Source organism: Nocardia sp. NPDC058176 (genome assembly GCF_042883805.1).
Lineage (GTDB): Bacteria > Actinomycetota > Actinomycetes > Mycobacteriales > Mycobacteriaceae > Nocardia.
On the sequence record NZ_JBHVVA010000001.1, the window covers coordinates 302,347 to 314,327 of the forward strand.

9 protein-coding genes are annotated in these 11,981 nt (G+C 70.3%); 5 read left to right on the top strand and 4 right to left on the bottom strand.

All coding sequences use genetic code 11. From position 1 onward, the window contains the following. Nucleotides 1-28: 28 nt before the first annotated feature. Entirely contained in the window at nucleotides 29-790 is a 762-nt protein-coding gene (locus ACFVVM_RS01385) for a pyrimidine reductase family protein (RefSeq protein ID WP_387611772.1), read from the bottom strand. A 35-nt stretch (nucleotides 791-825) separates the two neighbouring features. Here ACFVVM_RS01385 and zapE point away from each other — a divergent pair, with 35 nt between their 5' ends. Together zapE and ACFVVM_RS01395 are read left to right on the top strand one after the other, a co-directional pair. After that, nucleotides 826-1,845: a cell division protein ZapE gene (gene zapE / locus ACFVVM_RS01390; RefSeq protein WP_387611775.1), complete on the top strand. Its 1,020-nt coding sequence runs from the start codon at nucleotides 826-828 to the stop codon at nucleotides 1,843-1,845. A 63-nt stretch (nucleotides 1,846-1,908) separates the two neighbouring features. Continuing rightward, nucleotides 1,909-2,703 carry a tyrosine-protein phosphatase gene (locus ACFVVM_RS01395; protein WP_387611778.1) on the top strand — a complete coding sequence of 265 codons (795 nt, stop codon included), beginning with the start codon at nucleotides 1,909-1,911 and terminating at the stop codon, nucleotides 2,701-2,703. On the opposite strand, the gene ACFVVM_RS01400 is transcribed toward ACFVVM_RS01395, so the two are convergent. Then, entirely contained in the window at nucleotides 2,696-3,238 is a 543-nt protein-coding gene (locus tag ACFVVM_RS01400; RefSeq protein WP_387611781.1) for a GNAT family N-acetyltransferase, read from the bottom strand. The genes ACFVVM_RS01395 and ACFVVM_RS01400 overlap by 8 nt on opposite strands. 71 nt (nucleotides 3,239-3,309) lie before the next feature. Between ACFVVM_RS01400 and ACFVVM_RS01405 the strand changes: the two genes are divergently transcribed. Both ACFVVM_RS01405 and ACFVVM_RS01410 read left to right on the top strand, forming a co-directional pair. Next, nucleotides 3,310-4,818 carry a flavin-containing monooxygenase gene (locus ACFVVM_RS01405; RefSeq protein ID WP_387611784.1) on the top strand — a complete coding sequence of 503 codons (1,509 nt, stop codon included), beginning with the start codon at nucleotides 3,310-3,312 and terminating at the stop codon, nucleotides 4,816-4,818. Nucleotides 4,819-4,884: 66 nt separating this feature from the next. Further along, on the top strand, nucleotides 4,885-5,820 hold the full coding sequence (locus tag ACFVVM_RS01410; RefSeq protein WP_387611787.1) for a LysR family transcriptional regulator: 936 nt from the start codon (nucleotides 4,885-4,887) through the stop codon (nucleotides 5,818-5,820). 421 nt (nucleotides 5,821-6,241) lie between these two features. On the opposite strand, the gene ACFVVM_RS01415 is transcribed toward ACFVVM_RS01410, so the two are convergent. Next, nucleotides 6,242-9,463 (bottom strand): beta strand repeat-containing protein, encoded by a 3,222-nt coding sequence (locus ACFVVM_RS01415; protein WP_387611789.1) that lies wholly within the window; start codon nucleotides 9,461-9,463, stop codon nucleotides 6,242-6,244. A gap of 384 nt (nucleotides 9,464-9,847) precedes the next feature. Between ACFVVM_RS01415 and ACFVVM_RS01420 the strand changes: the two genes are divergently transcribed. Continuing rightward, entirely contained in the window at nucleotides 9,848-10,801 is a 954-nt protein-coding gene (locus tag ACFVVM_RS01420) for a hypothetical protein (RefSeq protein ID WP_387611792.1), read from the top strand. On the opposite strand, the gene ACFVVM_RS01425 is transcribed toward ACFVVM_RS01420, so the two are convergent. After that, nucleotides 10,773-11,963: a sigma factor-like helix-turn-helix DNA-binding protein gene (locus tag ACFVVM_RS01425; RefSeq protein ID WP_387611795.1), complete on the bottom strand. Its 1,191-nt coding sequence runs from the start codon at nucleotides 11,961-11,963 to the stop codon at nucleotides 10,773-10,775. The two genes, ACFVVM_RS01420 and ACFVVM_RS01425, sit on opposite strands and share 29 nt — an antisense overlap. Nucleotides 11,964-11,981: the final 18 nt, after the last annotated feature.

Genomic DNA, 11,981 nt, shown 5'->3' on the forward strand with positions numbered 1-11,981 from the left:
TACACACTGCCAGGTCCGGCGTCAGGTTTCATCGACGGGCCCAGCGGGCCAGCACGGTCCCGTCGTCGTCGAGCAGGAGCTGCTTGCGCGCCATCGCGGTGTCGAATTGCCGTACCGACAGCGAGATTCGGCCACCGGCACCACCGACCAGCAACGGCGCGGTGGTCACACAGAGTTCGTCGACCAGTCCGGCCTCGGCCAACTGCCCGAACAGGTGCGGTCCGCCTTCACACAGCACCCGATGCAGACCGCGTTCGGTGAACACCCGCAGCAGCGCGGTCGCCGTGATCGCGGCCTCGCCCGCGATCACCACCTCCGCGCCCGCCTCCTCGAGCGCCGCGATCTGCTCCTTCGGCGCCTGCGTGGTGGTGATGATCAGCGGCGCCACCTCGGCGTCGGTGAAGAACTTCGCGGCCGGATCCAGTGCCGCCCTGGCCGTGACGACCGCGACGGGCGGCGGCGCGCCGTCGGCACTGCCACCGATGCCGTGCTGGAAATGCGTACGCCGCCGGTCCGGATCGGGGTGCGCGCCACCGTAGTTCTCCGCGCGGACGGTGCCCGCCCCGATGACGATCACCTCCGCCAGCTCCCGCAGCACCGTGAACACCCGGTGATCGGCCGGGGTGCCGAGTCCGCCGGACACGCCGTCCACGGTGAACGCACCGTCGACGCTGGTGACGAAGTTCGCCCGCACCCACGGGCCGTCGAGGTGGCGGGGATAGGCGTAGCTCCTGGCCAGTGCGTCGTCGTCGAGGTCTGCGAGCTGGGTCACATTGTGGATACGCTGCATAGGAACCGATGCAACCACGTCCGTACGATTTGTCCATGCAAGAACGCCTCGTCGATCGCCATCCGGAGGTCCCGGCCGACCAGCTCGTCGCCCAGATGGTGCCTCCGCCCATGTTCGACGAGGTCAGCTTCGCCTCCTACATTCCCGACCCCAAGGAGCCGAGCCAGGCGGGCGCGGTCGGCAAGGCCGAGGAATTCGCCGGTCAGGTCAACAAAATCCACAAGGCGGCGTCGAAGAAGAGCCTGTTCGGCAAGAAGAAGGCGGTCTCGGGCGCCGGGCTGTATCTCGACGGCGGCTTCGGTGTCGGCAAGACCCACCTGCTGGCCTCGATCTTCCACAGCGCGCCCGCGCCCAAGTCGTTCGGCACCTTCGGTGAGCTGACCAACCTGGTCGGCGCGCTGGGGTTCGTCAACGCCGTCGAGCGGCTCTCGGCGAACAGTCTGCTCTGCATCGACGAGTTCGAACTCGACGATCCCGGCGACACCACCATGGTCTCGCGCCTGCTCACCGAACTGTCGGCGGCGGGCGTCTCGATCGCCGCGACCTCCAACACCCTGCCCAGCCAGCTCGGCGAAGGCCGTTTCGCCGCACAGGATTTCCTGCGCGAGATCAAGAAGCTGGGCTCGATCTTCGCGCCGGTGCGCGTCGACGGTCCCGACTACCGCCACCGCGACCTGCCGCCCGCGCCCGAGCCCACCTCGCCCGACGTGCTGGCCGAACGGGCCGCTGCCACACCGGGTTCCACGCTCGACGACTACGACGCGCTGCTGAAGCACCTGAGCACGCTGCACCCGTCGAAGTACGGCGCGCTGATCAACGGGGTGTCCTCGGTGTTCATCTCCGGCGTGCACCCGGTGACCGATCAGGCCGTCGCCCTGCGCATCGTCGTGCTCGCCGACCGCCTCTACGACGCCAGCATCCCGGTGACCGTCTCCGGCGCCAAGCTCGACGAGATCTTCTCCCAGGAGATGCTCGACGGCGGCTACCGCAAGAAGTACCTGCGCGCGATCTCGCGTCTGCTCGCGCTGTCGCGGTTCGAGGCCGCCGCCGCGTAACCGGGCCTCGCGGGGTACGTTCCTGTCGTGCTCGTGCCCCGGCGTCGTCCGAAGGAGTCCCGCGTGACCCGTGTCCGTGCTGTCCGTGCCGGTCTGGCCGCCGCGACCGGAGTGGCCGTGCTGCTCACGCCGGTCCTCGGCACTGCCGCCGCCGCACCCCCGAACGCCGAGACGACGACCGCCGACCGGTCACTGGGCCTGTCGGGCGTGCAGAACGCCAGGGACGCGGGCGGTTACCGCACCACCGACGGCCGCTTGGTGCGCACCGGACTGGTCTTCCGCTCCGGCGCGCTGGACCGGGCGACACCCGCGGACCTGGCCCGGCTGAGCACCCTCGGCGTGCGCGTGGTCGACGATCTGCGCACCGGCTACGAACGGTCCCTCGCCCCCGACCAGCTGCCCGCGGGCGCGACCGGGAACGCCTACGACGTCATCGGCCAGGCGCCGCCACTGATCCTGGCCGGTGCCCTGTTCGGCGGGGAGGGCATGTACCGCGCCTTCATCACCGCCCCCGGCGCGAACGAGGCGTTCGCGGCGGTCCTGCGCGACATCATCGCCGCCGACGGCGCCGTGCTCTACCACTGCAGCGCGGGCAAGGACCGCACCGGCTGGACCTCGGCGGTGCTGCTGAGCCTGCTCGGTGTCGACCGGGCCACCGTCACCGCCGACTACCTGCTGTCCAACACCTACCGCGACGCCGCGCCGGGCGACCCGCTCAACGGCGTCCAGGCGAGCTGGCTCGACGCCGCCTTCGACCAGGCCGAGCAGACCTACGGCAGCTTCGACGGCTACGTGCGCGACGGCCTCGGCCTGACCGGGACCGAACTGACCGCGCTGCGCTCGTCCCTGCTCAGCTGAGCGGCCGCTCGAACACGAAATCGTCGTGCACCTGGTTGCCGACGGTGTTGGTCTTGGTGCCCACCCGCACGAAACCGTGCTTGGTGTAGAACTTCTGCGCGCGTGCGTTGGCCTGGTTGACACCCAGCCACAGCGCCCCGGCGCCCGCCTCCCGCGCGGTCGCGACCACCGCCGCCATCAGCGCGTTCGCCACCCCACTGCCGTGATGACCGGGCAGCACGTACATCTTGCTCAGCTCGACCACCGCGCCCGGACCGACCTGCGCGGCGACCTCGGGATCGCTCGGCCTGCCCGCGACGAGCATCGCGTAGCCGACGATCTCGCCACCCTCGACCGCCTTGAGCACCGTGCGATCGGGATCGGTGAGGTATTCGCCGAAGCGGTCCCCCGAGAGCATCTGCTCGAGGAAGATCTCGATGTCGCCCTGGGTGGCCTCCGGCGGGCAGGCCAGCGGAAAGGTCGCGGCGGCGACATCGCTGAGCGCCTCGGCGTCCCAGAGCCCGGCCCGATCGACGACGACGGAACTGTTGGTCATAGTTCCAGTACAGCACGCTTCGATCCGGCGGCGGTGGCACCGTGACGGCGGTGCCGAGTACTCTCCTGCCCATGACGAGCAGTAGCCGCATCGGGATCGTCGGTGCGGGAGTTGCGGGTTTGGCCTGCGCGAAGGTGTTGAGTCAGGCGGGGTTCCCGGTCGAGGTGTTCGACCGGGCCCCTGACGTGGGCGGTGTGTGGAGTGCCACCCGCCGCTATCCCGGCCTGCGCGCACAGAACAGCAAGTTCACGTCCCCCTTCACCGACCACCCGATGCCGGAGGACTACCCGCGCTGGCCCGACGGGCAGCAGATGCAGGCCTATCTGGCCGGATACGTGCAGCACTTCGGCCTGGGCGGAATGCTGCGGCTGGGCACCGAGGTGGTCGCGGCCGACCCGGTCGACAGCGGCTGGCTGCTCGAGATCCGCGACGCGATGGGCGTGCACCGCACCTCCTGCGATCACCTGATCGTCGCCAACGGCGTCTTCAGCGATCCGGTCGTGCCCGATCTGCCCGGTGCGGCGGCCTTCCGCGCCGCGGGTGGGCGGCTGTGTCACGTCTCGGAGTTCCACGATGTCGAGCAGGCGCGCGACCGGTCGGTGGTCGTCCTCGGCTACGGCAAGTCCGCGTGCGATGTCGCCGAGGCCGTCAGCCACCTGGCCGACGAGACCAGCGTGGTCGCGCGCCGGCTCACCTGGAAGATGCCGCGGGCCTTCGGCGGGGGCGTCGATTACGAGCGACTACTGCTCACCCGCGCCGGCGAGGCGCATTTCCGTTCCCGCTTCCCGCACCGGGCCGAGCGCCTGCTCGACCGGCTCGCGCTGCGGGAGGCCAATCTGGACCTGCTGCAGGAGCGCGTGACGCGCAAACTCCGGCTGCGTGAACTCGACCTGGTGCCCTCGGGTCCGATCGAGGAGATCGCCACCAGCAGCGCCGGTCTGGTCACCGAGGGCTTCGCCGAACAGGTCGAGGCGGGCCGGATCACCGTGCACCGCGACACCGAGATCACCGAATTGATCGGCGGCAAGCACGGACCCGCCGTCCGGCTGGCCGACGGCAGCCTGAAACTGGCCGAGATCGTCGTGTGCGCCACCGGATATCGGCAGGAGGTGCCGTTCCTCACCCCGTTCGTCCGGCGCGCCCTCACCGACGAGGTGGGCGATTTCCGGCTCTACCGCCACATCCTGCCGGTGGACGTCCCCAATCTGAGCTTCGCCGGCTACAACAGCTCGAACGTGAGCGCGCTCAGTTCCGAGATCGGCGCGCACTGGATCGCCGGACTGCTCACCGGCGAGTTCGTGCCGCCGATGCCCGAGCTGATGAACAACGAGATCGACGCGCGGCTGGCGTGGTCGCGCGAGCGCGGCGAGGGCAACCACGCGCACGGCGCCTCGGTGGTCCCGTTCTCGCTGGCCAACATCGACGAGATGCTCGACGACCTCGGCACGCCGCTGCCGCTGCGGTCCAGGCTGGCGCAATGGGTGCGGCCGGTGCGGCCCGCCTCCTACCGCCGGGTGCTGCGTGACCGCACACCCGCCGCCGTTCCGGCCCCCGCGCCCGAACCGGTAACCGAAAGGTAGCCGACACGCCGGATCGCCGTCGGCGCCACGCTTGGCGGCGATCCTCGCGTTGGTGATAATCCTCGCGTGGATGCGCTGGATCTGAACCTGCTGCTCGCCCTCGACGCGCTGCTCGACACCAACAGCGTCACCGAGGCGGCCCGGCGTCTGCACACCTCCACCTCGGCGATGAGCCGCACCCTCACCCGCCTGCGCGAGGTGCTCGACGACCCGCTGCTCGTGCGCTCCGGACGGCAGCTGGTGCCGACACCGCGGGCGCTGGAACTGCGCCACGATGTGGCCGCGCTGGTCGACCAGGGCCGTTTGCTGCTGACCGCCCGTGAGGGCAACGGACCGGGGCGTAACCGTGATTTCGTTGTCCGCGTGGGGGATTCGGTGGCGGCCCGGCTGTCCGGACCGCTGCTGGCGGCGGTCAATTCCCAGCTGCCCGGCGTCACGATCCGGCTGCTGGCGGCCGAGGACGCCGACGCCGCCCTCCGCGACGGCCGGGTCGACGTCGAGGTCGGCACGATCGGCCGCACCGACCCGGAAACGGTGGTGCAGCGCCTGTTCGCCGACCGCTGGATCGGCGTCGCCGCCCCCGATCACCCGTTCGCCACCGATCGCCCCACCGTCGCCGCCTACGCCAGCGCCCACCACCTCGAGGTCTCCGCCACCGGCCGCACCCACGGCCCGATCGACGACCGCCTCGCCCTGCACGGCCGCACCCGCCGCGTCCTGGCCACGGTCCCCGACCTGTCCACCGCCCTGTTCACCGTCGCCACCACCGACCTGATCTGCCCCGCCCCCGAACAACTCTCGCGCCCCACCCGAACCGCCCTGGGCCTGGCAACCTTCGAAATCCCCCTACCGCTACCCACCCCCGTCGTCGCCATGGCCTGGCACCCCCGCAACACCGCCGACACCGGCCACCGCGCCCTCCGCGACCTCATCACCACGGTCCTCCGCGACACCCCGACCCTCCCCGAAGAGGACCTGGTCGCCGTGTCCGCCTCGGGCTAGATACGCGAAATGCGCAGCGACCCAGTAACTCTCGCTCGGAGCTTCTCGGAGCTTCTCGGAGCTTCTCGGAGCTTCTCGGAGCGGGCTTGCGACGGTGTGACCGCCGACTCGCGAGGTGCGGACGAAGCCACCGCGGGCCGAGATCCGGCGAGACCTGGGCGACGACCCGAGCGTGGTTGGCGCACAAGGGCTGACGTCGCGATGTCGGACGCTTGATCACCAGGCTCCGGTGTAAGTATCGGCCGAGTGGCGACCGCCACCAGAGCCTGGTGATCAACGGTCCAGGCTTGGCCTGGCCGTCAACCAGGCCGTCGATCCCCGGCGAAGCAGATGTCGCTGACCCCGAAGCAGCCCTCAGCGCCGACAAGTCCACCCCGAACCCAACCGTCGCGAAAGACGGGGGAGGGGCGGAGTCTTGGCCTCAGCCAGGCTCCGTGGTCGGCGGGCCGAAGACATCGTGGCGACTCGGCGGGAGACCAGCCGAACGCTTCAGTTCATCGAGCATCGCCTGGAGCTTGTCCACGTGCGCGCGTTCGATGTCGAAAGCGCGGTAGGTGCCGGTGACGGTGATCCCCGCCGCGTCGGTGGCGGTGGGCGGAATCGGATCGGCGGCAGCCTGGTCGACCGGATCCGGAATCGGTGCAGAGGTAGAGCCAGGGGTGGCGGCAGAAGCAGAGCCGGGAGCGGACACAGAGCCTGAGCCGGGTCCTGGGGTGGAAGCAGAGGCATAGGCAGGAGCCGTCGCAGAGCCAGGAGCGGAAGAGTCAGAGGCAGCGCCAGAGCCAGCGGAGCCAGAGCCTGGGGTGGATGCAGAGGCATGGGCAGGAGCCGTTGCAGAGCCAGGGGCGGCAGAGTCAGAGCCATAGCCTGGAGCGGAGCCATAGCCTGGAGCAGTGGCCGAGCCTCGTGTGGGGGCCGAGCCTGATGTGGGGGCCGAGCCTGATGTGGGGGCCGAGCCTGATGTGAAATCAGAGCCCGGCGCGGAGGCAGAGTCAGGCGCAAAGGTGGATGAGGAGGCAGGGCCGGGCACAAAGGCGGATGCGGAGCCTGGGGCGGAGGCAGAGGAATCCTGGTCCGCCGACGTGGACTGGCCCGTCACGGAGTGATCCTTCGGCGGGGCGAGGCGTGCAGGCGGGCCGCTGGGCGCGGTGGTGTTGGTGCCGCCGGTGGTCAGACGGTCCCGGGGCGTGAACTCGTCGAAGATCGAGTCGGGGCGGCGGTCGGGCTCGGCGGTGAATCCGTTGTGGGAGTGTCCGTTCCGCACCGGGGCGGGCAGGGTGGCCGTCGTGTCGTCGGCGAATGTCCAATGGATGCCGTTGGCGGTGTTTCCCGCCGGGGGATCGGTCATCGGAGCCGAGTGGTCGAACCCATTGACCGTGTAGCCGTTGGCGCCGGTGTGGTCACCCGCGGTGAGACCTGCCGACCGGGGGTCGGGTTCGGTTCGTTCCGGCACTTCGGAACCACTGCGAACGTCACCGATCGCACTGCCGGACAACACATCCCGAGACCCGAACGGCGAAGTTCCGAATTCCTCGACCGGAGTACCACCGCTGGTCGCCCGGGGCGCCGAGTCTTCGGCAGCGGCCCGACCGACCGGCCGCGCCCGCTCGACACCACTCCCGGCCGACCGCTGCGAGGTCGCGGCGGCAGGATCCGCCAGCGAGTTCATGGCGCCGGTATCCGCCTCCGCACCACCTCCGTCAGCGACCACCTGCCCACCACGAACCACACGGCCGACCTCCGCACTCCCCGGCAGCGACTCACCCGCCGACGACTCCGCCTGACCCGCGGTCACAGACCCCGCCCCATCGAGCCCCAGCGCCGACAGCGAAACAGCCCGCTCCGACCCCCCGACCCGGCCCCCGGACAACCCGACCCCATTACTCGACGTCCGCTGCCCGGCCTGCCAATCGACGACCTCGATCACACTGTCATCAGTCAGCCCACCCCACTCGCGACCTGCCGTCGACCGCTGCCGCGGCGCATCATCGACAATTCCGGTCCCATGGACAGCAGCAGCCTGTCCCTCCGTCGACGCGGCCTCCGGGAACGAGCCATCGCCGTGCAGTCGCGCGATGGCGTTGTTCCCGGCTGAATCAGCACCGCCGAGCGGCAGTGCACCCGTATCACCGCCCGAGAGCGAGGTCGAGCTGTCAACCGACAGCGCGGCTGCGTCGCCGATCGATGGCAGCGCCGAATAGCCGACGGAGGACGCGGCCACCTGGCCGACCGCCGGTCGGCCGGAATCGTTCCCCGGCAGCGCACCCGTATCGCCAACCGAAGGCACGGTCGAGCCGTCGATCGAGGCCGTCACCGTGCGACCACCTGAGAGCATCGCCGAATCGTCGACCGACACCGCGGCCGAATCCTCGACCGCGCCGCTCGATTGCGGTGACGGATTGCCTCCCGACAGTCGAGCCGGAGCGCTCCCCGACCGCGCGGTTGTTTCGCCGACCAGCGGCGCGGTCGAATTGTCGACCGACGGGGTTGTCGCGGTTCCGCTCGAGTGCGGTGACGGGTGACCGCTCGACAGTCGGGCCGGAGCACTCCCTGACCGCGAGGCGGTTTCTCCAGCCAACGGTGTGGCCGCATTGTCGGTCAATACCGGCGCCGTATTCCGGGCCGAGTGTGCGGCCGTATCACCGACGGACAGTCGGGGCGGAGTATTCGCCGACGCTGTCACGTCCTCCGCGGCGAATGAGGCGGTGGTGACACCCGAGGTCGACACGTGGCTGTCGAGTCGCGTCGAGGCCCCATTGGCGCTTGCCGACGCCTCACCATTGAGCCACGCAGCGTCACCGACCGCCTGAGCGGATGCGCCGCTCGCTCGCGAGCCACCCACCGTGACCGTGGCACCGCCGACACCGTTCGTCGCACTCGCGCCATTCGTCGCCGCCCTTGCGCCTGCGACAGTGGTACTACCCGCGACGGTCGCAACGGTCTCGGCACCCGACGAACCCCCACTTCCGTTGGTCCCCGCCGCGCGCGTGTCATGCCGCGACACCGCGATCTCACCGGTAGCCACGTCGACATCGCGACCCGCCGACCCGTTCGTACCGGGCACCGGGGAGCCGAAACCACCGAACGGCTCGACCTCCTCACGCCCACCCGGCGCATGCCCATTGATCGCACCGCCGAACGGATCGACCGTCGCGGTGGTGCGCGGAACCGGCGCGGCGGTGAGCGGCCAGGTCGGGTCACCGAGGTGGTCGGTGGAGCGGATGGGGGACTGGCGACGTTCCAGCGGTGGCCGAGCGCTGTCGTCGGAGTGGAACCGGTGGGGCGTAGGGGATTCGGCTCCCGCGGCATCGTCGTGCTCCGCGGCGGCCCGTTCGGCGGCCTCGCGCACCTCCCGGCGACTACGCGTGCCGCGCGCGCGGGAGGGCGGCTGCTCGGGGTCCCCGCCGTCGAGGGCGTCGAGCCGTGAGCTCAGCCGGGAAATGTCCTGTGACGCATGGAATGCCCAGGTCTCGAGGCGGCGGATCCGGGTCTGGTCGGGGAGATCGTCGTCGGCCGGGAAGGTCGGGACTTCCTGCTGGACCCGCGCGGCGACGATATCGAGCTTCTCGCTGACCTCACGCAACGCCGCGGCGATACTCGCCAGCATCGACCCGATGGATTCGTCGTGCTCAGCGTGGTTCATGCACACCCTACTTCCCGTGGTCGGCGAGCGTGCCCGCCTCGGCCGCAGCGATCATATCCACCGGCGTCGGTGGCCGTGGAGTGGCGATGGCCCTCCGCCCGGATCCGCGACGCGCCGAACGCTCGAGCAATTCGGGCAAATCGGACGGGCAACAGGCCCGGTCTGTGTATCGAAATGATCAAGATCTTGGCGTCATCGTGCGACGTTGGCGCAATGAAATACCTTGATATACAAGGTGAGTCGCGTTTGTGATCTCGATCACCGCTCGGTGACGCACCCGAGCGCGGGTCAAGGGGGCTGGCGGCCATTCGGCGGCTGCGGGAACCTGGAGTCCGGGACGTGGGCGCGGGCACACGCCGCGGCCCCGGGTGAGGGAGTGATGGTGTGAGGACGAAGCGGCGAAGCGACACCCAGGTGGTGTGCGGACGGCGGGCGCTGCTCGACGAACTCGGCATCTCCGAGGGGGGCCGTCGCGCGACGACGGAGCGAACCGGTTACGGCTGTGGTTGCCCCGATTGTGTGGCGACGCAATGGAATACCCAGCGACTCGCGCACTGGATCAGCGGCAGGCTCATCGCGGCCGGTGCCGACGAGGCCGAGGTGGGCGCGCGCGTCGACGACATCCCGGTCGACATCTACTGGCGGCGCGGCGACCGCCGCTGTGTGGTCGAGGTCCGCAGCGGCCCGCTCGACATCACTTCGGCCCGCGCGCACCGGAAACGGCTGCAGGCCGCGGGCATCGACGATGTCCTCTGGGTGTGCCCGCAGGGCTATTGGGTTCCGCTCGTGCCCGCGGTCGGGGTCGCCGATTTCGCGCCCGCGGCCGCGGACTACCGCGTCGACCAGGGCATGGTCACCGCGGGCAGCACCGGTTTCGCCGCGCCGACGCAGGCGAACTGGGAATTGCGTGACCTCCTCCACGGGTGGGTGAACGACGAGATCGCGTGGGGTCACGTGGATCTGACAACAGGAGGGTGGGCCGAGGTGGGCACCTGGGAACGACACACCGCGGCGCAGGCGGCGATGATCGAGCATCAGCGCAAGGAGTTGCGCGATCAGCGGGTCGAGCTGGCGGTGTCACGCCAGACCGTGCGCGAGAAGCAGAAGCTGGTCTCGCGTCTGCATCATCGGATCGACCGGGCCGGCGTGCACGCCGACGCCGAGGCCATCACCACGGCCGGGCTGCGCAGCGAGCTCGTCGCCCAGCAGCGGATCGCGGCGGGCCTGCGCGCGACGATCGGCCGGATGGATCGCACCCTGAATCAGTGGCAGTGGCTGACCTGCTGCGCGATGCTGCTCGTGCTCACCGTCATGACCGGCGCGATGGTGATGCGCTGAGCCGCATCGGCGTTCGCTCCCACTGCCAGTCGTTGCGCAGCACGAGCCCGGCCAGATCGAGCAGATCCAGGCCGGTTTCGGCACGGACGGCAGCCAGCGCGGGGCGGTCGTAGGGTCCCTGGGCCAGTTCGTCGGTGATGCGCGCCTCGATCGTCGCGTCGACCGGTCGGCGCACCAGCTGAGCGGGGCCGAGCGCGCTGCCGGTCCAGGCCAGCCAGCCCCACCCGTGCGCCCGCGCGTGGGCGCGGGCGAGTTCGGTCTGTACCCGGGTGTGCTGGAAGGCGATCCGGCCCAGCGGAACCACATCGATCAGCACGATCCGGCCGTCGGCGAGCTGCGCGGCGACCGCCGGATAGTGCACGTGATCCTCGCCCGCGAACTGGTAGGTGAGTGCGGTCGGCTCCTCCTGGAACGCGGCCACCGCCGGACTGGCGTCGAGACTGCGCAGCAAGCGGGCCATCAGCGCGGAGTCGTAGGCGATATCGCGCCCGACCTTGGCCAGGTAGAACCGGCCGCGGCCGTCGTCGTCGCCGTCGGCCACCCGGGCCGAGGCGGTGGGCAGCGGGGCTGTCGTGCCGGTCGACCATTCGATGTCGGCCAGCAGCGCGTCGAGATCGTCGGCCTCGTCGGGCACGTGCAGTTTGGCGAGGATGGCGGCGGTCTTCTTCTGCCAGCCCAGGATTCGCTGCATCACGTACCCTGCGACGCGCTTGGCGTCGGCCTGCTCGTGCCCGGCCAGCCGCAGCTTCAGATACGACCACTCCATCGCCACCAGATCGGTGTCGGTGGCATAGGTCTCGGTCAGCAGCGCTCGCACCAGGCGCAGATCGCCCGTTCCGAGGGGATACCGATGCCCGAACACCGCCGCCGACCGGTGCCCGGACCGGGCGGCCTCGCGCACGATCCGCCCGATCGCCTTGGTGTGGAGCTGGCGGACCCGGTCGCGGGCCAGGTCGTAGCGGGCCCCTATCCGGGTGAGGGTTTCCGGTCGCTGCCCGCCGATGCCGAGGCGCAGCGCGACGATCCGCGCGTCGCGCGCCGAGTGCTCGGCATGGTCGGCCAGTAGTTCGGCGACCAGCTCGTCGAGCTCTTCGAGTTCGAAGGAGACGTCGGCGGCGATGTCGTGGCCCGGCTGCATGACGATCTCGCTCCCGGCATTCACTGTGCGACCTCCCTGGCT